The sequence below is a fragment of the Paenibacillus sp. FSL K6-1566 genome (assembly GCF_038050475.1).
Taxonomy (GTDB): domain Bacteria; phylum Bacillota; class Bacilli; order Paenibacillales; family Paenibacillaceae; genus Paenibacillus_AQ; species Paenibacillus_AQ lactis.
Genome location: NZ_JBBOSR010000001.1, coordinates 1,867,409 through 1,887,772 on the forward strand (window position 1 = coordinate 1,867,409; position 20,364 = coordinate 1,887,772).

A 20,364-nucleotide genomic window follows, 5' to 3' on the forward strand; every position below is an offset into this window, starting at 1 on the left:
AACTGAAAGTGTCACAATCTTTTCAAAGTGCCTATCAAGAAGAGGAGTCAAGGCTTCGCGAGGTGATCGTCGAGATCGACCGGCAGCTTGAACGGCTGCGCAGCATCCCGGTGTATACCGGACATGATTTTACGGAGCAGGTGCTCGAGGCCGGGAGGGAAGAGAAGCGGCAGGCGCTGGCCAAGAGCTTGCCTGAGCCTTACTTCGGGAGGCTGGATTTTCAGGAGAACGGGACCGGAGAGAAGAAACCGCTGTATATCGGGAAGGTAGGCTTCGATAAGGAAGAGGCTGGGGATCATCCGATGGTGATCGATTGGCGCGCTCCTGTCGCAAGCCTGTTTTATTCGTTTACGGGCGGAACGGAGCCTGCATCCTTCGAGGCGCCGGAGGGGTTGATTGAAGGGCTGGTATATCTCAAACGCAATGTCGTCATCCGGAAGCAAATACTGGAGCGGGTATCAGATACGTACAATCGCGAGAGCGGCGGTCCGGCCGTAAATGACGAGTTTCTGGTCTACCGTCTAGGAGAGAACAAGGACAACCGCCTGCGGGATATCGTCTCGACGATACAGGCTGAGCAGGACAAGATTATTCGGGCGGCGAAAAACACGGCGCTGATCATCCAGGGGGTTGCGGGAAGCGGAAAAACCACGGTAGCGCTTCATCGGCTTGCTTATTTGCTGTATCAGTACAAGGAGCAGGTCCATGCGGAAAAAATGATTATTTTTGCACCGAACCTGATGTTTCTGGACTACATATCCGACGTCCTGCCGGAGCTGGGGGTTGGAGATATCCAGCAGCGCACCTTCGGCGACTGGGCAGCCGAGCTGCTTGGAATCGAGCTGTTCTCGGGAGACCACGCGCAGACGCTTCATCGGTGGTTCGAGAGCGAGCCGGGGCGCGGGACCCCGGATGTTAACGATGAGGTCAGCGGCCGTTACAAAGGCTCGTTGCGCCTTATGGGGCTGATCCGCCGCTTTGTCGAACGGATGGAGCGCAATGCGCTCCCGGACGAGGACTTCTCGCCTTGGGACGGGGCCGTTCTGAAGCGGGAGGCGATCGCCGAGTGGTTCGAGCAGGAATATAAGCCTTATCCGCTTGCCAAGCGGAAGGAACGGCTGCTTGCCCGGCTGCATCGCTGGATCGAAATGGAGCTGAAGAAATCGCCATCCGGGGCCGTCATGAAGGAACGGAAGAAGAAAGCGTCCCAGCGGGAAAAAGCGTACGCGAACCGGTGGCCGAAATTTGAGCCGCTTGCCCTGTATAAACAGCTGTTTGGGGCATCGAAGGCAGCTGGAGCATGGGTCGAGGAGCTGTCGGCGGAAATTCCGGCCGATGTGCTCAAGGCAACGCGGAAGGATCTGAAGCAAAATATCGTTCGGGAAGAGGATCTGCCGGCGCTGTTATATTTCCACTGCCTGCTCAATGATATTACGGGCGAGCAGCGCTTCGACCATATCGTCATCGACGAGGCGCAGGATTTCTCCCCATTTCAGGTAGCCGTACTGGATCTGTTCGTCAGGGGGCATTCCTTCACCATCCTCGGCGATCTGTCGCAGGGCATTCATGCCTATCGCGGCGTTCATGCCTGGGAGGAAATGAGCTCCTTATTCAAGGAGGAGGAGACCGCTTATTTTGCCCTGACGCGCAGCTATCGGTCGACGATGGAGATCATCGAATTTGCGAACGGTATTTTGGAAAAGGGTGTCGGCAGCGATCTGCTTGCGGTTCCGGTGTTCCGGAGCGGGGATGCGGTGCGTTTGATCCCTTACGCTTCCGGAAGCTCAAGGACGAAGGATCTGAAGCGGGCGATGGAGTCTCTGATCGCGAAGGATTATCGTACGGTGGCGATTCTGACGCGGACGCTGCGCGAGGCGGAGGCGCTTCACGAAGAGCTGCGTTCGGCATGGCCGGAGCTGAACCTGATCGACGGCAGCGAAGGTACGTACCAGGGCGGATATTCGGTGCTGCCGGTCTATTTGTCCAAGGGCCTCGAATTCGATGCGGTCATCGTTGCGGATGCAGATGCGGGACATTACGCGGAGAAAGCTTGGGATGCCAAGCTGATGTATGTTGGCTGTACCCGGGCACTGCACGAGTTGTGGCTGCTGCATGGGGAAGCGCGTCCTTCTTACGTGACGGCGGAGGCATCGGATATTACAGCCATTGGCTGGCCGTGACGTCGTGATACAAGGATACATGGCCGGATATGGATCGATTGCATAGGGATTGACTACGAGCGGAAATAAAAATGCTAGACTAGGGATAGCCCTTGAAGTTAGCGGTTGCTGCATGCACCGTTTCTTCAGGGGCTATTTCCTATGGCGGGGAATTCGTCCTTTGTCTATTCCATACAGCGCAATACACGCCAATACACGCAAATAAACGCACGGAATAAGTATTCTATCCCAGCATCCGGTACGAATCACCGAGATGGCCGATATACCGAAGCAGCGTCCACACGATGAGGGCAGCAGCTGCCAGCAGCGTTCCCGAGAGAATTGCAATTCGCACTTTATTTCTTTTCATAACAACCTCCGTCGATGCCTATCGAATTACCGGAAGGATTGGCCCTCGCCCGTCGGATTTCCTGCTTGTATTCCCATATCCGAATAGCAGAGCGGATCAACACGTACAGGGAGTACAAAAGCTGGAGCGAAAGAATGATATAGATCATTCGAAAGGCGAGAAGATGCTCTGTCAAAGCTTCAGGCTCATAGATTTCGAAGAGCACTTGATTGTGCTGGGCATGAATGCACATTATGAGCAGACTCGCCCCGATTCCGATGGCCGCATGAACCATTTTCCGCTTGGCGTTCCGGATCTTCATGCCCGCTTCCACTCTCCCCTTAATAACGGCTTTATATATATTTAACGCTCACAAGTAGAAAAAAGTTAGGATAGATCTAAAATGAATCTAAAACGGGAGGATGAATCAAAAAGCAAATGCTCGACGTCAGCCCCGAATCGTGTGGGAACGAACCGGACCGACCATCTCTCTGGGAGTGAGAGAATGAACCGCCGCCGCCCATCTCTCGGGGATGGGAATGAACCGCCGCTGCCCATCTCTCGGGGCAGTGTAGGGAATGAACCGCCGCCGACCATCACTCGGGGCAGTGTAGGGAATGAACCGTCGCCGACCATCACTCGGGGCAGTGAGGGAACGAACGGCCGCCGTCCATCATGCCGGCAGTGCGGGCACGCCTGCTGCATATATGATATGATAAGGTGTGATAGATTTTAAGGGGCCAGGGTCTGGCCGACGACTGATCTAGGGACAAGGAAGTGTAGCAAATGGATTTATTCAGTTACGGACGCGAAGCTGACCGGGATTCCAGGCTGCTGGCCGACCGAATGCGGCCGGTTTCGCTGGATGAATATATAGGACAAGAGCATATCATCGGGCCGGGGAAGCTGCTCCGGCGAGCCATCGAAGCGGACCAGGTATCATCTATTTTGCTGTACGGTCCTCCCGGATGCGGCAAAACGACGCTCGCCCATATTATTTCACAGCAGACCAAGGGCCATTTTGTCCGGCTTAATGCGGTTGAGGCCTCGGTTAAGGATGTGCGGGAAGTCATTGAACAGGCTCAGAGCAACCGCAGCTTGTACGGAACGAAGACGATTCTGTTCCTGGACGAGGTGCACCGATTCAATAGTTCCAGACAGGATGCGCTGCTGCCGGCGGTTGAGAACGGAACCATCATCTTCATCGGAGCGACAACGGAAAATCCGTTTCATTACGTGAACGGGGCCTTGATGAGCCGGTCCACGTTGTTTCAATTGCAGCCTTTAACCAAGGAGCATTCGCTGATTGCGATGCGGCGCGCGCTGACCGATTCCGACAAGGGACTTGGCTATATGGATTTGATCGCGGATGACGAGGCGCTTGAGCATATTGCAACGATGGCTAACGGCGACATTCGCCGGGCCTTGAACGCCCTTGAATTGGCGGCCATGACCACGCCCCCGGATGAAAACGGCACCGTTCATATTACGCTAGATGTGGCCGAGGAATCGATCCGCAAGCCGCTCGTGAAGGCGGATGAATCCACGCAGTACGACGTGCTCTCCGCCTTCCATAAGAGCATTCGGGGCTCGAGCGATGCGGCGGTGTTCTGGTTCCTGTACGCCGTCGAAAAGCTGGGGATGGACCCGATGGTGTTCATCCGGCGTCTTATCGCCGCAAGCAGCGAGGATATCGGCCTTGCCAACCCGCAGGCGATGGTTCAGGCTGTCAGCGCCTTGGAGGCTTACAGGAACAACGGCTGGCCCGAAGCGAAGCTGAACGTTGTCCAAGCGATTGTGTTCGCGGTAGAGAGTCCGAAGTCCAATGCGGTCGTCGAGGCCATTTCCCGCGCCATGGCAGCTATGGACGAGGTGAAGTCGGCGGAGGTTCCACTGCACTTGCGGGATGCCCATTATCAAGGGGCAATCAAGCTTGGACATGTCGGATATAAATACCCGCATGATTATCCAGGGCATTACGTGAAGCAAGAGTATTTGCCGAAGGAGCTATCCGATCGGGTGTTTTATCAGGCGACGGAACAGGGGAACGAGGCGAAGATTGCCCACAATCAGCGGCTGAGACGTGAACAATAGGCGTTTTCGGGATGCAGGGAAGCAGGAATGCAGGGAAGCAGGAATCCAGGGATGCAGGGATGCAGGGATGCAGGGATGCAGGGATGCAGGTATGAGCAGCTCGTCCTGGGCGGGCACTAATGATTTAAGGGAGGATGAAGATGAGAATAGGGAAAAGAAGCTTTGTCATATTACTGTTATCGATTGGTGTTGTGCTGGGCGGTTGTTCAGCCAAGAGCGGCCAGGAGCAGGCGCCTGACGGACAGGCTGCGGAGTCTGCGCATGCCCATGGACACCAGACGCAGTTGGCCAACGGAGACCTTCAGGAAATGACAGCTTCGGCCGATGTGCTGCCTGAATTTTTGAAGGGCCAGACGAGCGAAATTCAGACCATTTATGCATTGTCCGCTCAGGTGAGCGACGTGCTGAAGCATATACCCTGCTATTGCGGGTGCGGGGAAAGTGCCGGGCATCAAAGCAATCTAAACTGCTTCATTGATGAAATTCGCGAAGACGGGAGCGTCGTATGGGATGATCACGGCACCCGTTGCGGTGTATGCCTTGACATTGCGGTGGAATCGGCAAAAATGAGCAGTGAGGGCAAGAGCTTAACGCATATTCGCCAGACGATCGACGATAAATATGGTACCGGCTATGCAAAACCGACCCCTACGCCGATGCCGCCAGCGGAGAGCTGATTGGCTGTCTGGTGTGCACCGTGCAAACTGAGATCTGTGTGTGATCTAATGGTTTGTATAAGGAGATGCTGGGCTGATTGACGACTATAACCCTTGAAGCGCTTATTCACGATCATACAGGATCGGAAGAGGCGCTTTTTTTTTTTTGCATGATTACGGGTCCCGTTCAGCTTGACAGATCCCTTAATGGATTGATGGAACGGTCCTTCTCGAAAGAAGGATACCCTGCATTGTTAACCGATTTTTCAACGTACCGTGATCGAAGTCACAGCTTAATACTATATGTAGATTATAAATTATTATTCGTACACCATATATAGTATTCAAAGTGATAGATGGATAAGGAGCTGAGACGTCACATGAAGGTGATCAAGCGTGATGGAAGCGGGGCGCCCTTTGAGGCAGGCAGGATCGTGAATGCGGTGGACAAAGCTTTTGCAGCCGTTGAAGGCAACGCGCGGAAGGAGGCCTCCGTTCGGATCGCAGGATTCGTAGCCGAAGCGCTGCGGGGGAAGGAACGGATTACGGTCGAGGAGATTCAGGATCTGGTCATTCGGCATTTGCAGCAGGAGGGATTTCGGGAAGTGGCTGCGGCTTACCGGAAGTACCGGGAGTCCCGGGACTTGGAGCGGATTAGGCGGGGCGAGCTGTACAAAATCAGCAGCGACGTGCTCTTGTCGGCCAATCCCGATCTGCTGAGGGAGAATGCGAATTTGAACGGTGAATCGTTCAGTGGAAAAATGAGCAGGATTGGCTCGGAATACAGCAAGTGGATGGCAAGCCGCTTTGTGCTTCCCCCAGAGCTTGCGAATGCCGTACGGGAAGGATCCATTTACGTCCATGACCTGGATCAGTACGCGCTCGGCACGACCAACTGCATCTTCATCCCCTTTGACCGTCTGCTCGCCGGAGGCTTTAATACGGGTAACGGTTCGGTACGGCCGCCGAAAAGCATCATGACGGCGATGGCGCTCGTGGCGATCATTTTCCAATCCCAGCAGAACAGCCAGTACGGCGGCGTCTCCGCGAACAAAATCGATTGGGACCTCGCACCGTACGTTGGCCAAACGTTCCGGCGGCATTTCCGCAAGGGTGCGGCTTATCTCGGAGATGCCGAATCTTCACCAGGGACGGCCGATTGGAATGACGATGAGCTGTACATCGACAACCAGCAACTGAAGGAGAACGCTCCGCGAATTTACCGGTATGCCTATGAAGAAACGCTGAATGAGGTGAGGCAGGCCGCCGAATCGCTAATCCACAATTTGAACACGATGAGCAGCCGGGCCGGGGGGCAAATCCCGTTCACGTCGCTCAATTACGGCATGTGCACATCGACGGAAGGCCGCATGGTATCCCATGCGCTCCTGGATGCCACGATGAACGGACTCGGGCGGGGGGAGACGCCGATTTTTCCGCAGCATATTTTCCAGTGTAAGCGGGGAGTGAACCAGGCGGAGGGCGAGCCCAACTACGACCTGTTCCTGAAGGCGGTCGAATGCTCCAGCCGCAGGCTGTACCCGAATTTCGTCAATGTGGACGCTTCATTCAACCTGCCGTATTACAAGCCGGACGACCCGGATACCATCATTGCCACGATGGGATGCCGAACCCGGACGATCTCCGACCGCTTCGGGCGAAACCGATTGAGCGGCAAAGGCAATCTGTCCTTCAACACCGTCAATTTGGTCAAGTTGGGGATCGAGCATGGCATCGTCCTGCAGCAGCGGGGGAAGCCGGATCTTGAGGGCTTTTTGTCCAGGCTCGATGATTGCATAAGGATCGCTGTAGCCGGTCTGGTTCACCGCTTCGGGATCCAAGCCGAACAGCCGGCGAAGGCGTCCGATTTCATGATGAGGGAGGGCGTATGGGAAGGCGGAGAGAAGCTCGCGCCGGAGGATAGCGTAAGGGAACTCATCAAGCACGGCACCTTGGCGGTGGGCTTCATCGGGCTGGCCGAATGCCTGAAGGCGCTGACCGGATGCCATCACGGCGAGGATGAGGCGGCCTTTCAGCTCGGCCTCGAGATTGTCCGCCATATGCGGCGGCGATGCGATGAAGCCAGCGAAACCCATAACCTGAACATCACCTTGTTTGCCACGCCGGCTGAAGGCTTGTCCGGGAAATTTACAAGGCTGGACCGTAAGCAGTACGGCGTAATTGAGGGTGTTACCGACCGGGAGTATTACACGAATTCTTTTCACATTCCCGTCTATTACAGCATGCCCGCTTATCGAAAAATTCGCTTGGAGGCTCCGTTTCATGGGCTGTGCAACGCCGGAGCGATCTCGTACGTGGAGCTGGACGGCAGCGCAAGGCTGAACACGAAGGCCTTCCAAGACATCGTCCGCTTTGCCTTGGAGGCCGATATCGGCTATTTCTCCGTGAACCATCCGATCGACCGCTGTCTAAGCTGCGGGCATGAGGGGGTAATCGGCAGCATTTGCCCGCAGTGCGGGATCTCCGAAGGGGAGGCGCGCTTCCAGCGGCTGCGGAGGGTGACGGGATATTTAACCGGCAGCTATACCGAGCGTTTCAACTCCGCGAAGCAGGCGGAAGTGAGAGACCGGGTGAAGCATCTGTGAACCTGATCGGCTATGTTCCGGAAAGCATTAGCGAAGGCGAGGGACTCCGGGCAGTGCTCTTCATCAGCGGCTGCCGGCATGCCTGTCCGGGCTGCTTCAATCCGGCGTCTTGGGATTTTGAGGCAGGGGTTCCTTTCACGGAGGAAGTGTCCGCGCGGATCCTTCGGGATATCGCCTCCAATCCTCTGATCGATGGATTGACTTTATGCGGAGGCGACCCGTTCTTTTCGCCGGAGGAGTGCACTGCCTTTGTCGAGAGTTTCCGTTCACACTGTCAGGACAAAACCGTATGGGCTTATACAGGCTTTACATTCGAGGCACTCATGCGGCACCCGAAGCGGCGCGAGCTGGCGCTGCTGTGCGATGTCATTATCGACGGACGGTTCGTGCTTGAGCTGAAGGATGTGTCGCTGCCTTTTCGCGGCAGCTCTAACCAGCGGCTCATCGATGTGGCGGAGACCGTGTGCAGAGGGGTAATCACGGAGTATGCGTTGTGAGCATGTTCATTGAAGTGGCTTTACAAGTCCCGGTGCGCAATCACTCCGCATGTGGATCATGCAACAATGGGGATGAGTATCTTCACAAGTCCGGTTGTGTGGGATCACTCCGCGTGCGGATTATGCCTCCAAATGAGGCATGAATCGGCCTCACAAAGTCCCGGTGCGCAATCATCACTCCGCATGCGGATCATGCCTCCAAATGAGGCATGAAATGGCCTCACAAAGTCCCGGTGCGCAATCATCACTCCGCATGCGGATCATGCCTCCAATCTCTGTTGTCCACTAATTTTCTTGGAATTGTCTCCAATGTCGTAAAAATTAGCGGACAAAGGAGAGCGCTGACGCTTTTCCGGCATGATTCCGCCTGCTCCGTTGAAGTCTTTGTTCGTGGGTGTTGGAGCATGCCCTTTGGGTTTCATTGCAGCTTGGATACGCTGCTGTAGGCCGTCGAACAAGACCCTCTTAGGGACTTGTTCACTCCCAAGGGGCTCAAACCGGCGTCACAAAACCCTTTTGGGGACTTGTTCGCTTCCAAGGGGCTCGAACCGTCGTCACAAGACCCTTTTAGGGACTTGTTCGCTCCCAAGGGGCCCGAACCGTCGTCACAAGACCCTTTTAGGGACTTGTTTGCTCCCAAGGGGCTCAAACCATCGTCACAAGACCCTTTTAGGGACTTGCTCGCTCCCAAGGGGCCCGAACCGTCGTCACAAGACCCTTTTAGGGACTTGTTCGCTCCCAAGGGGCCCGAACCAGCGGAACAAGACCCTTTTAGGGACTTGTTCGCTCCCAAGGGGCCCGAACCAGCGGAACAAGACCCTTTTAGGGACTTGTTCGCTCCCAAGTGGCTCAAACCGTCGTCACAAGACCCTTTTAGGGACTTGTTCGCTCCCAGGGGGCTCAAACCGTCGTCATAAGACCCTTTTAGGGACTTGTTTGCTCCCAAGGGGCCCGAACCGTCGTCACAAGACCCTTTCGGGGACTTGTTCGCTCCTGAGGGGCCCGAACCGTCGTCACAAGACCCTTTTTAGGGACTTGTTCGCTCCTGAGGGGCCCGAACCGTCGTCACAAGACCCTTTTAGGGACTTGCTTACCCCGGCGCCCCCCAAGTCGGTTGGGGTGGTATGTCCAACGTCATTGCCTTTGGGGTTTACGGACGTCCATCGGCGGATCCCCTTCACCTGCTAGGTTTCAACGTACGCACATTCTCCCCTCGATGCACTGCTTCCCGTACGAACATGGTTCCTCTAAGTACATACTCTTTATAAAGCACATACTCTCTCTAAAGCACATACTCTCTGTAAGCACATGCTTCCCGTAAGCACATTTCTCTTGTGCACGGTTCGGGTCCGGGGATGTTTGATATGGCTACCGCACATAGAAATATGGTCGCAGGCCCTTAGAAATTTAGCTGCCGACTAAAGAAACGTGGCTGCCGCCCAAAGAATTACTTACTAAAGAACATGCCATAGAATCATCCTGCCCACATAGAAAAATGCCTGCCTACCATAGAATCTTCCTACTCACCTTAGAGACAGCTGGGCATTTCAGTCTCGTTCCGGCAGAAAAAATGCACCTCCGTTGTCACCTCACCACTTTCCAGTGAGGTATGACAGAGGTGCATTTTTATGTTGCATTGAGGTCGAATTAGCCGACAATCAAATGCTTCCTAATTTAGCCGCCAGATTAATACGGGATTTTATCCGCGGATTCGATCGTTCCGCCGCCAAGGCACTCTTCGCCTTGATAGAACACGACGGCTTGTCCCGGCGTAATGGCTTTTTGCGGCTTTGCAAACGCCACATGCACCGTGCCGTCTTCACGCGGCGTAAGCGTCACTTCCTGGTCTGGCTGACGGTAACGGAATTTGGCGGTGCAGGTGAAGGCGGCTTTGGGCATAGCGTCCTCGCCTGCAATCCAGTTGACTCCCGAGGCGATCAATCCTGTTGAATACAAGCTTGGATGATCTCCTTGCACAACGTACAGAATATTGTTGTTCAGATCTTTGTCAGCCACGAACCAAGGTTCGCCCGAGCCGGATCCGCCAATGCCGAGACCTTGGCGCTGGCCGAGCGTATAGTACATGAGACCGTCATGACGGCCTTTCACCTCTCCGGTGACGATATCCACCATGTCGCCGGATTGGGCCGGCAAGTACTGGCTCAGGAATTCCTTGAAATTCCGTTCGCCGATAAAGCAAACGCCGGTGCTGTCTTTTTTCTTCGCGGTGTACAGACCGGCTTCCTCCGCGAGGCGGCGCACTTCCGGTTTAGGCAAATGCCCGATCGGGAACATGGCTTTAGACAGCTGCTCCTGGTTGAGTGCATTCAGGAAATAGGTTTGGTCCTTGTTGCCATCGACACCACGGAGAAGATGGAATTGCCCGTTCTCCTCGGTGACGCGCGCGTAATGGCCGGTTGCCACATAATCGGCTCCGAGATCGAGCGCTTTGTTCAGGAACTCGCCGAATTTGATTTCACGGTTGCACATGACATCAGGGTTCGGCGTTCTTCCGGCTTTATATTCATCAAGAAAATAGGAGAATACTTTATCGAAGTACTCCTTCTCGAAATTGACGGTGTAGTAGGGAATGTCCAGCTGTTCGCATACCCGGCGCACGTCTTCCGCATCCGCTTCGGCGGTGCAGTAGCCGAATTCGTCGGTATCGTCCCAGTTTTTCATAAAGATGCCGATTACTTCATAGCCCTGCTGCTTGAGCAGCAGCGCCGTTACGGAGGAATCGACTCCCCCTGACATGCCGACAACGATCCGAGTGTTCTTATTATCTGTAGACATCGTTATCACCATTTTCATCTTAAATTGTGCCCATGACGTATTTTAACATACTTTCGCCAAGGTTCCCATGCTTGGATATGTCCACTCAGGGTGAACAAATTTTTACGATTTGATCCGGATTATTAGCCATTGGCATTCAGGATATGGTACCATAAGCTGAGGGTAATGATCGGAATACGGAGAAAACTCAGAATTAGCAGGAATCGAGCATACGTGTACCGTATTTATCGTGTTATCCGATTCCCCTAACAGCATGTTCAAGTATGGACATCATATACAAATATTCGAAAGAGGTGTCACCTTTGAAGATATCAACTAAAGGAAGGTACGGATTGACGATTATGATGGAGCTGGCCGCCAAATTCGGCGAAGGCCCGACCTCGCTCAAAAGCATAGCGGAGAAGAATCAGCTCTCGGAGCATTACCTGGAGCAGTTGATCGCGCCGCTTCGGAACGCAGGTCTGGTCAAGAGCATTCGCGGCGCATACGGCGGCTACATCCTGTCCCGCGAGCCGGCTTCGATTACGGCGGGGGACGTCATCCGCGTGCTCGAAGGGCCGATCTCACCGGTGGATTTTACGGAAGAAGACGATCCGGCGAAACGGGATTTGTGGCTTCGTATCCGCGACAGCATCGCCGAGGTACTGGATTCCACGACGCTTGATAACCTCATCAATTTCCAGGAACAGTCCGCTGCGGACAATTACATGTTCTATATTTAATTCGAAGGCTGAAGCATTAACCGGCTAAGCCACATATAATCAAGGGGTATTGCGTCTCTCTGTGGTATCCCTTGATCTATAACATGATCCCACGTTTTCTACAGATCGCCTCCGCGTCAACTTGGAAGTTTGAACTCCTTTGTTATCTGATCTGATCGATCGCTCCATATGCCTTCCGAATGGGGTAATCTCATTCCATCTGTAGCTGTATCCGACATCTTCACCGTTTCATTGCTTTTTCGCTCCATGATTAGAACCCGCCTTCCCCGGACATGCCAGGTAGCTTTCTTATATGGCATGCGATGTGCCGGAGAAATCGAAATCACCAAAACTCGGTGAAGAAAAAAGATGAGTTAGCATAAGGGAACATCGGGACAAGCGGAACGAAATCCCAAGAACATAAGCTTGACAGCTCGTTGCTGAACAAAAAGGCTTTAAATGAAATAGAAGGGGTAACAATATGGGTTGGTCGGTGTCTAATGATGTAGGCAAGTGAACTTAGACTAAAAGGGGAGAAATTATGAGTAGAAGCTGGCAAGAGGATATGAATCTTTGCCATTCGGTTGATGAGGAAAGTAAATCTGCCGCGTTAAAATACTGGCTTGAGCAAGCAGCAGCAGAGAAACAAAGGGCGGATACGCTCAATAACGCAGTAAAAGAAGCCATCGACATTTGCGAAAGCATGACGGAGTCCGATGACCCCCTGGAGATTCTTGAGCAAGCGTTGATTAAATTGCAATTAGTCGTGTCTCTTCCATTGAATAAGGGAAGCTTGAATACTATGAGCAGCTGGAGCTTTGGAGAAACGAGTTTTAAGAAAGAAAGTTTATAGAAAACAGTTTATAGAGAATAGGCTCCTTGGTCGTTATTCTTGATCCGTTGACTTCTGTTTTTGTATGCCTGGAAGGGGGGTATAATTACAACCTTTTTGTTGTTGTTTTGTTTCAGAAATTTTTCATGAGAAGTTGCAGAGCTGGGGCTCATCGTATATGCTATTATCGGGTTGTGATAAAAAGAACTTCCACGAGCCAAAGGGATGAACAGCCCTCCTGAGCTTATTTAGAATCCATGACAGAAGCCAATGAGGTTTTCATCGATAAGCTGCGGATAAGAGACCACATTTTTGCTGTAAAGCTTCCTTAATGTTTTAGCATAAAAATCACATTCCGGCATATGGGCGCGATCACGATGAAATGACGAATCGCCTAACCGCCTAATCTCCTTAATCGCCGGAAATGTGAATACTCGACTAATATCAAGGTGCGTGAATAAACATGAAAACCGTGTATTTGGATCATGCGGCCTCGACACCGATGCATCCGGCCGTCGCGGAAGCAATGATGGACATCATGACGAACTGGCACGGCAATGCTTCGAGCGTCCATGCATATGGACGGGAAGCGAAGAAGATTGTGAACGGGGCGCGGGATCGAATCGCGTCCCTTTTGGGATGCCAATCGGATGAGCTGGTATTTACCTCCGGCGGCACCGAGAGCGATAACCTGGCTATCTTCGGCATCGTTGAGGCGGCTGGGGTAAGCGGCAAGCATGTCATTACCTCCGCGGTGGAGCATCATGCGGTGCTTCATGCCTGCCAAGAGCTGGAGAAGAGAGGCTGCGAGGTTACCTACATTCCGGTCGACCATACCGGTCGCGTCTCGGTAGAGGACATCGCCGGCGCCATCAAGGAGAACACCGTGCTTGTTACGATTATGTATGGGAATAACGAAGTAGGCACCATCCAGCCGATAGCCGAGATCGGCGAGCTGTGCGCAAGCCGTGGCGTCGTATTTCATACGGACGCCGTGCAGGCGCTGGGATCTGCTCGAATATCCTGCCGTGACCTCCCCGTCGATATGTGGAGCTTCTCCGCTCACAAAATTAACGGCCCGCAAGGTGTCGGCGCTTTGGTGGTCAAACGGGGATTGAGCTTGTCACCGCGTCTATTTGGCGGGCTGCAGGAGAAGAAGCGCCGTGCCGGAACCGAGAATATGGCGGGAATTGCCGGATTTGCGGCGGCAGCGGAGCTCGCCGTTAACGGGATTGAGCAGCGGCTTGCGCATTATCGGCTGCTGCGGAACACGCTGCTCGAGGAGCTTCGCCGATTGATCGGTGAGGAGGCTTTTGCGATCAACGGAAACCAGGAGTACTACCTCCCGCATGTGCTGAATCTCAGCTTTCCTGATGTGAGCACCGAGACGATGCTGATGAATCTGGATATGGAAGGCATAGCGGCTGCAAGCGGCTCGGCCTGCACCTCGGGCTCGCTGGAAATCTCTCATGTGCTTCAGGCCATGAAGCTTCCGGACCCGATTTTGCGATCTGCGATTCGATTTAGTTTCGGTTTGGGTAATACTACTCAAGAAATGGAGTTCACGGCCCAAAAAATTGAAACCATCCTTAAACGGCTGCGTAAATAAATGTTGAGGGATTTCTCTTTTCGCTAATAAAGGGGGTATGCGTTCATCCATTTCATCCTTAGAAGCCGAGGGGCTGGCTGCATGCCATGCTGGATTGCCGGTTTCAAACAAGCGGAGGATGAGGAGGTATCCATCTAGCAATGAAGCTTCAGGAAATGATCGGACTGGCTGTATTCGACGTGGAAAACGGTAAAGAAATCGGAAAAATCCACGATTTTATACTAGATGATAACTGGCTGATAACCGGATTGGAACTTGAAGGCAGAGCTTTGTTCTCCACACATGTGAAAAGCGTTGCATGGGAAGACATCGTAGCCTATGGAGAAGATGCCGTCATGATCCGGAGCCAAGAGGCCGTACGGAAGGTAGGAACGGGCGAAATTGGCTTAACTTACCTTACAGGCAAGCGTAAATTGAAAGAAATGCAGGTCCTGACGGAGGACGGAGTTCTGCTCGGACGTGTTTCGGATGTTTATTTTGAGCAGGAACAGGGCAATACAATATTAGGATTGGAAATATCCGACGGTTTTGTATCGGATTTGATCGAAGGCCGCAAATGGCTGCCTTGCACAGCGGAAATGGCTGTCGGTGAACATGCCGTAATGGTCCCCCCGATGAGCGAACAGCGTCTGGAAAAAGCCATTAATTCTGTGAACGGATAGGGTGAAGTAGGATGAAATGTCCAAACTGTAGTTCCAAAGATATCGGAAAAATCGGCTCCCACCAGTTTTACTGCTGGGGATGCTTTATTGAATTGACGGTGAACGGGGAGAAGATGTCCGTATACCAGGTTGAAGAGGACGGCACGCTCAGCTCGCTGGATGATTTATTCTTCGGCGATGAGATGCAGCCGGAGTTCCCGCATTTGCACGCCTCTTCCTAAAGAGCGCGTACATATTCTCAGAGAATAGGGCCTTCCCGCCGGATCCATGGAGATCTTCCGCGAGGGAGGTCCTTTTTCTATGAACCAGAGGAACTGAATGTTAGATTAAATCCGGAAGCTTGGACATATACTACAGGGTAAGCTTTTGCCGTAAAGGAGAGTGCCCTGTGGAACAGCTGACCGAGAGCAAGTGGTTTCGCTTTTTAATATGGCTGCTGCTTGGACTGATTACCCTTTATTTTGTATGGCTTCTTAGGCCTTTATTTCTCGATGTCTATCGTTTTGTCAAAGCGGTGCTTGCTCCGTTTCTGATAGCCATGATCATATCCTATGTCCTGAATCCGATTGTATGCATGCTGTCCGACCGTAAGGTCCCGCGAAGCGCTGCGGTGCTCCTGATCTATGCGGTGTTCTTGGCCGCACTTGCCGTCATTCTCATCAATTTGATTCCGATGCTGATACGGCAGCTGGAGGAATTAAACGAGCATCTGCCTGAGCTGACGATGAACGCGCAGTCGCTGATGACCAGTCTGGATAGCCGTCTGCTGCCGCCGGGCGTACGAACCGGGGTGAACAGCTGGTTTCTGACCATCGAATCGAGGCTGGCCGGAGGCATCTCGGACTTTATGGACAATATCGGCAATGCGATTAACATATTGTTCAATGTCATGATCGTGCCGTTCCTCATTTTTTACATATTAAAAGATTTCGAGGTGTTTCAGCGGACGACCGTTTCCTATCTGCCCCGAAGCCACCGCAAGTCGATCGTTATCCTGCTTAAGGACATTGATAATGCCCTTGGCAATTATGTCCGGGGGCAGTTTCTCGTTTGCCTCATTATCGGTATTCTCGCATACATCGGTTATATGATCGTAGGCATGCCGTATGCGCTGCTGCTTGCCAGCATCGTGGCCGTGTTCAACATCATTCCGTATTTGGGGCCTTTTCTGGGCGCCGCTCCGGCGCTTGTTATGGCTTCGACCCTTTCATGGAAAATGGTGCTGATGGTCGCGCTCGTCAATATGGTGTGCCAGACGCTCGAAAGCAATGTGATCTCTCCGCAGGTGGTTGGGAAGAAGCTGCATATGCATCCGCTTCTTATCATATTCGCCCTGCTTGTCGGAGGCCAGATCGCGGGAACTGTCGGCCTTATTCTCGCCGTACCTGTCTTTGCAGTGCTGAAGGTCCTCTTGCAGCATGTGTTCGCTTATTATGTAAGGCGGAAATCGGGCTGAGATCCGAGCAGACGTTGACGATCGGTGGCGACGGATTGACAATATGCCGTTTCCGTGGATATACTTGAAATATTAAACGAATATTCGTCCAAATCGATGAGAAAATCCCAGTAAGCTTCGTGCACCTTGCCCAGAGAACAGGTTCCTTTCGGCGGATCGATGCGATCCAATACGAATGGCTGCGAGAACCTGGAAGCGTCCAAGCTGAAATGCTAATTTTTGAGTGTGAACAAAATTCACCGGGTGGCTGCCGTTATCCAGCTGCAACGAGGCGATCGTCGCATGTCTTTTCGGTTAACCAACCGGACGGATTCTTGCACGATAACCAGGGTGGTACCGCGAGAACATCGTCCCTGAACTATTTCAGGGGCGTTTTTGTGTTCGGGTTAATTTGGCCCGGGCGTTATATTATGACTGGAGGATGCTAATGATGAAAGCAAGTGAAATTCGATCCAAATGGCTGGCGTTTTTCGCCGAGAAAGGCCATCACATTGAGCCAAGCGCTTCGCTTGTCCCGCACAACGACCCGTCGCTGCTGTGGATTAATGCAGGCATGGCGCCGCTGAAGCCGTACTTTGACGGCCGGGTGATCCCGGACAATCCGAGAATCGCCAACTCGCAGAAATGCATTCGCACCAATGATATCGAGAATGTCGGCAAGACTCGCCGTCACCACACGTTCTTCGAAATGCTCGGAAACTTTTCTATCGGAGACTACTTCAAGGAAGAAGTCATTACCTGGGCATGGGAGTTTCTGACCGACAAGAAGTGGATCGGGTTCGATCCGGAGCGCCTGTCCGTCACGGTATACCCGGAGGATGAGGAAGCGTTCAAGCTGTGGAACGAGAAGATCGGCCTGCCCGAGAGCCGGATTATCAAGCTGCAGGACAACTTCTGGGATATCGGGGAAGGGCCATGCGGACCATGTACCGAGATTTTCTACGACCGCGGGGAAGAGTATGGGCACGGAGCGCCGGAAGAAGAGCTGTTCCCGGGCGGCGAGAACGAGCGCTGGCTTGAGGTATGGAACCTCGTATTCTCGCAGTTCAACCATAACAAGGACGGCAGCTACACGCCGCTTCCGAACAAGAACATCGATACGGGTGCAGGACTTGAGCGTTTTGCCTCCATTTTGCAAAATGTCGATTCCAACTTCGATACCGACCTGTTCCAGCCGATCATTCAAAAGACCGCTGAGCTTGCCGGTGTGAAATACAAGGAGAAGGCGGAATACGACGTGGCGCTCAAGGTCATTGCGGATCATATCCGCACCGTCGCCTTTGCCGTTGCCGACGGCGTGCTGCCTTCTAATGAAGGACGGGGCTATGTCATCCGCCGTTTGCTCCGCCGTGCGGTTCGATACGGGAAGGTGCTCGGTCTTGACAAGCCGTTCATGTTCACGTTGACCGGCACGGTCGGCGACATTATGGGCGCCTACTATCCGGAGGTTGTGGAGAAACAGGCGTTCATCGAGAAGGTAATCGCAACGGAAGAAGAGCAGTTCCACAAGACGCTCTCCGACGGGCTGGCGATTCTGGCAGAGATGAGCGCGGAAGCGAAGAAGCAAGGCCAATCGGTCATTAGCGGCGCCGATGCGTTCAAACTGTACGATACCTATGGTTTCCCGTTCGATTTGACGGAGGATTATGCGGCTGAGCACGGCCTGAGCGTCGATCGCGAAGGCTTCGACGAGGCGATGAAGGAGCAGCGCGAGCGTGCGCGCAAAGCCCGCCACGAAACGGAAAGCATGAAGGTTCAAGGCGGGGTTCTGTCCGATTATACGGTTAAAAGCGAATTTGTTGGATATAATGACACCGTTCGCGATGCGAAGGTGCTGGCCATCATTACGGATGATCAATTTGCCGATGGAATCGGCGAAGGACAGTCCGCCCAGGTCATTCTGGATGCAACGCCGTTCTACGCCGAAAGCGGCGGCCAGGTCAGCGACCAAGGCGTGCTTGAGGGCGATACGGTACGCGCAAAAGTAGAAGGCCTGTTCAAAGCCCCTCACGGACAGCATGTGCATTTTGTAACCGTGGAGGCAGGCGAACTGAAGGTAGGCGACGTCGTAGCCGCCAAGGTGGATGCCAGCCTTCGAAATGATATCGTGAAGAACCATACGGCAACCCACTTGCTGCATAAAGCGCTGAAAGAAGTGCTTGGCGAGCATGTCAACCAGGCGGGCTCCCTTGTCGAGCCGCAGCGGCTGCGCTTTGACTTCTCACATTTCGGCAGCATTACCCAGGAGGAGCTGGCCGAAATCGAGCGCCGCGTCAATGAGCAAGTGTGGAAGAGCATCCCGGTGGTCATCGACCTCAAGCCGATTGATGAAGCGAAGGCTATGGGAGCGATGGCGCTGTTCGGGGAAAAATACGGGGATATCGTCCGCGTCGTCCAAGTCGGCGATTACAGCATCGAGCTGTGCGGAGGATGTCATGTGGACAATACGTCCCGAATCGGCATCTTCAAGCTGCTCGGAGAGAGCGGCATCGGCTCCGGCGTGCGGCGGATCGAAGCTGTGACCGGGCGCCATGCCTATGAGTACCTGGAAGGACAGCTTGATCTTCTCAAGCAGGCATCAAGCCTCTTGAAGAGCAACATCTCTGACGTGCCGAAGCGAATCGAGGGATTGAACCAACAGCTTAAGGAGCTGGCCCGCGAGAATGAATCGCTGCAAGGCAAGCTGGGAGCGATTGAGGCCAGTCAGCTGACGGATAAAGTGAAGCAAGTGGGTGAAGTCCAGCTGCTGGCGGCTGAAGTTCAGGCAGGCGGCATGGACGGACTCCGCAGCATTGCGGATGAGCTGAAGGGCAAGCTGCCGAATGCGATCATCGTACTCGGCTCCAAAGCGGGCGAGAAAGTGAACTTCGTCGTAGCCGTGCCGCAGGATCTGGTGAAGAAGGGCTATCATTCAGGCAAGCTGGTGAAGGAAGTCGCTTCGGTTTGCGGAGGCGGAGGCGGTGGCCGTCCGGATATGGCCCAGGCTGGCGGCAAGGATGCATCCAAGATGGCCCAGGCTCTCCAGCGGGCAGAGGAGCTTGTCGCCCAAGGCGTTTAATGCTTTGTCCTTCGGTGGTGTACAGCGGGCGGGGACGCATTCGCTGTACACTATCCTGAATTTTTTGGAGTACCCTCTAAATATTTCGCTTTGGATTTCCGTAGAGACGACGGAGTATGGTATGATATAACAAGATCAAGCTGGTAAATTTTCGACGAGGCATGGTTTACATGTTCTTTGAAGAAGCGAGGTGTGTCACACATGGACTCCATGGATAAGACAGTCAAGTTCAATGTAAAAGGTGATGAGAAGGAGGTTTCCGCTCAGGACATTTTACTTTCGGTATACGACTCGTTGGTCGAGAAGGAGTACAATCCGATTAACCAGATCGTGGGATATCTTTTGTCCGGGGACCCTGCTTATATACCTCGGCACAACAATGCCAGAAGTTTGATCCGGAAGAAAGAGCGAGATGAATTGATTGAAGAACTGGTCCGGTTCTACTTAGCCAGTCACCGTTAGGAGTATAGGGAATGCATAGAATCATGGGATTAGATTACGGGGACCGCAGAATCGGGATAGCCCTAAGCGACGTATTCGGATGGACGGCCCAAGGGCTCGAGGTCGTCGAACGCCGCCGGGACGGGAGCGAGCTGAACCGAATCGCCGAGCTTGTAAAAGAGCATGAGGTTGGTGAGATCGTGGTCGGCCTTCCGAAAAATATGAACGGCACGATTGGTCCCCGGGGTGAAATCTGCATGGAATTCGCAGGCACGCTGCGGGATTCCCTAGACTTACCCGTTCACCTTTGGGATGAACGGCTATCAACAGTATCCGCTGAGAGGACATTGCTGGAAGCCGATGTCAGCCGAAAAAAGCGAAAACAGGTCGTGGACAAAATGGCCGCAAGTTTGATATTACAAAACTACTTGGATTCTAAAAGGTGAGG

General features: G+C 53.3%; 17 protein-coding genes. 14 read left to right on the forward strand and 3 right to left on the reverse strand.

All coding sequences use genetic code 11. The features are described 5' to 3' along the window. Positions 1-8 precede the first annotated feature (8 nt). Positions 9-2,180: a HelD family protein gene (locus NST08_RS07975; protein ID WP_341341666.1), complete on the forward strand. Its 2,172-nt coding sequence runs from the start codon at positions 9-11 to the stop codon at positions 2,178-2,180. A gap of 223 nt (positions 2,181-2,403) precedes the next feature. On the opposite strand, the gene NST08_RS07980 is transcribed toward NST08_RS07975, so the two are convergent. Together NST08_RS07980 and NST08_RS07985 are read right to left on the reverse strand one after the other, a co-directional pair. Further along, positions 2,404-2,529: a hypothetical protein gene (locus NST08_RS07980; RefSeq protein ID WP_007133187.1), complete on the reverse strand. Its 126-nt coding sequence runs from the start codon at positions 2,527-2,529 to the stop codon at positions 2,404-2,406. Next, positions 2,516-2,830, reverse strand: a complete 315-nt coding sequence (locus NST08_RS07985) for a hypothetical protein (RefSeq protein ID WP_007133188.1) — start codon at positions 2,828-2,830, stop codon at positions 2,516-2,518. The genes NST08_RS07980 and NST08_RS07985 overlap by 14 nt, the downstream gene beginning before the upstream one ends. Before the next feature lie 464 nt (positions 2,831-3,294). Here NST08_RS07985 and NST08_RS07990 point away from each other — a divergent pair, with 464 nt between their 5' ends. The 4 genes from NST08_RS07990 to nrdG all read left to right on the forward strand — a co-directional run bounded on the left by NST08_RS07990 (position 3,295) and on the right by nrdG (position 8,361). Continuing rightward, positions 3,295-4,602 (forward strand): replication-associated recombination protein A, encoded by a 1,308-nt coding sequence (locus NST08_RS07990; RefSeq protein WP_341341667.1) that lies wholly within the window; start codon positions 3,295-3,297, stop codon positions 4,600-4,602. 140 nt (positions 4,603-4,742) lie between these two features. Further along, on the forward strand, positions 4,743-5,279 hold the full coding sequence (locus tag NST08_RS07995) for a PCYCGC motif-containing (lipo)protein (protein ID WP_007133190.1): 537 nt from the start codon (positions 4,743-4,745) through the stop codon (positions 5,277-5,279). Positions 5,280-5,638: 359 nt separating this feature from the next. Further along, positions 5,639-7,864 carry an anaerobic ribonucleoside triphosphate reductase gene (locus tag NST08_RS08000; RefSeq protein WP_341341668.1) on the forward strand — a complete coding sequence of 742 codons (2,226 nt, stop codon included), beginning with the start codon at positions 5,639-5,641 and terminating at the stop codon, positions 7,862-7,864. Further along, on the forward strand, positions 7,861-8,361 hold the full coding sequence (gene nrdG, locus NST08_RS08005) for an anaerobic ribonucleoside-triphosphate reductase activating protein (protein WP_007133193.1): 501 nt from the start codon (positions 7,861-7,863) through the stop codon (positions 8,359-8,361). The genes NST08_RS08000 and nrdG overlap by 4 nt, the downstream gene beginning before the upstream one ends. A 1,686-nt stretch (positions 8,362-10,047) precedes the next feature. Here nrdG and mnmA read toward each other — a convergent pair. Next, on the reverse strand, positions 10,048-11,157 hold the full coding sequence (gene mnmA, locus NST08_RS08010; RefSeq protein ID WP_186311204.1) for a tRNA 2-thiouridine(34) synthase MnmA: 1,110 nt from the start codon (positions 11,155-11,157) through the stop codon (positions 10,048-10,050). Between the two features lie 302 nt (positions 11,158-11,459). Here mnmA and cymR point away from each other — a divergent pair, with 302 nt between their 5' ends. The 9 genes from cymR (at position 11,460) to ruvX (ending at position 20,362) form a co-directional block, all read left to right on the forward strand. Continuing rightward, positions 11,460-11,879, forward strand: coding sequence for a cysteine metabolism transcriptional regulator CymR (gene cymR / locus NST08_RS08015; RefSeq protein ID WP_007129249.1), 420 nt, complete (start codon positions 11,460-11,462; stop codon positions 11,877-11,879). 520 nt (positions 11,880-12,399) lie between these two features. Next, a complete protein-coding gene (locus tag NST08_RS08020) occupies positions 12,400-12,711 on the forward strand; it encodes a hypothetical protein (RefSeq protein WP_028405002.1) in 312 nt (103 codons plus the stop codon). 442 nt (positions 12,712-13,153) lie between these two features. Beyond that, complete coding sequence (locus NST08_RS08025; protein WP_341034065.1) at positions 13,154-14,299, forward strand: cysteine desulfurase family protein; 1,146 nt, start codon at positions 13,154-13,156, stop codon at positions 14,297-14,299. A gap of 140 nt (positions 14,300-14,439) precedes the next feature. Beyond that, positions 14,440-14,961 (forward strand): PRC-barrel domain-containing protein, encoded by a 522-nt coding sequence (locus NST08_RS08030; RefSeq protein WP_007129252.1) that lies wholly within the window; start codon positions 14,440-14,442, stop codon positions 14,959-14,961. 11 nt (positions 14,962-14,972) lie between these two features. Then, positions 14,973-15,182, forward strand: a complete 210-nt coding sequence (locus NST08_RS08035) for a hypothetical protein (RefSeq protein ID WP_007129253.1) — start codon at positions 14,973-14,975, stop codon at positions 15,180-15,182. Between the two features lie 167 nt (positions 15,183-15,349). Further along, complete coding sequence (locus NST08_RS08040; protein WP_007129254.1) at positions 15,350-16,417, forward strand: AI-2E family transporter; 1,068 nt, start codon at positions 15,350-15,352, stop codon at positions 16,415-16,417. Positions 16,418-16,847: 430 nt separating this feature from the next. Next, a complete protein-coding gene (gene alaS / locus NST08_RS08045; RefSeq protein WP_210095613.1) occupies positions 16,848-19,475 on the forward strand; it encodes an alanine--tRNA ligase in 2,628 nt (875 codons plus the stop codon). 201 nt (positions 19,476-19,676) lie between these two features. Beyond that, complete coding sequence (locus NST08_RS08050) at positions 19,677-19,937, forward strand: IreB family regulatory phosphoprotein (protein WP_007129256.1); 261 nt, start codon at positions 19,677-19,679, stop codon at positions 19,935-19,937. A gap of 11 nt (positions 19,938-19,948) precedes the next feature. Beyond that, positions 19,949-20,362 carry a Holliday junction resolvase RuvX gene (ruvX, locus tag NST08_RS08055; protein WP_007129257.1) on the forward strand — a complete coding sequence of 138 codons (414 nt, stop codon included), beginning with the start codon at positions 19,949-19,951 and terminating at the stop codon, positions 20,360-20,362. Positions 20,363-20,364: the final 2 nt, after the last annotated feature.

Coding starts and splice junctions, on each gene's coding strand:
- NST08_RS07980 (WP_007133187.1), bottom strand. CDS start 2,529: ATGAAAAGAAATAAAGTGCGAATTGCAATTCTCTCGGGAACGCTGCTG.
- NST08_RS07985 (WP_007133188.1), bottom strand. CDS start 2,830: ATGAAGATCCGGAACGCCAAGCGGAAAATGGTTCATGCGGCCATCGGA.
- NST08_RS07990 (WP_341341667.1), top strand. CDS start 3,295: ATGGATTTATTCAGTTACGGACGCGAAGCTGACCGGGATTCCAGGCTG.
- NST08_RS07995 (WP_007133190.1), top strand. CDS start 4,743: ATGAGAATAGGGAAAAGAAGCTTTGTCATATTACTGTTATCGATTGGT.
- NST08_RS08000 (WP_341341668.1), top strand. CDS start 5,639: ATGAAGGTGATCAAGCGTGATGGAAGCGGGGCGCCCTTTGAGGCAGGC.
- mnmA (WP_186311204.1), bottom strand. CDS start 11,157: ATGTCTACAGATAATAAGAACACTCGGATCGTTGTCGGCATGTCAGGG.
- NST08_RS08020 (WP_028405002.1), top strand. CDS start 12,400: ATGAGTAGAAGCTGGCAAGAGGATATGAATCTTTGCCATTCGGTTGAT.
- NST08_RS08025 (WP_341034065.1), top strand. CDS start 13,154: ATGAAAACCGTGTATTTGGATCATGCGGCCTCGACACCGATGCATCCG.
- NST08_RS08030 (WP_007129252.1), top strand. CDS start 14,440: ATGAAGCTTCAGGAAATGATCGGACTGGCTGTATTCGACGTGGAAAAC.
- NST08_RS08035 (WP_007129253.1), top strand. CDS start 14,973: ATGAAATGTCCAAACTGTAGTTCCAAAGATATCGGAAAAATCGGCTCC.
- alaS (WP_210095613.1), top strand. CDS start 16,848: ATGAAAGCAAGTGAAATTCGATCCAAATGGCTGGCGTTTTTCGCCGAG.
- NST08_RS08050 (WP_007129256.1), top strand. CDS start 19,677: ATGGACTCCATGGATAAGACAGTCAAGTTCAATGTAAAAGGTGATGAG.
- ruvX (WP_007129257.1), top strand. CDS start 19,949: ATGCATAGAATCATGGGATTAGATTACGGGGACCGCAGAATCGGGATA.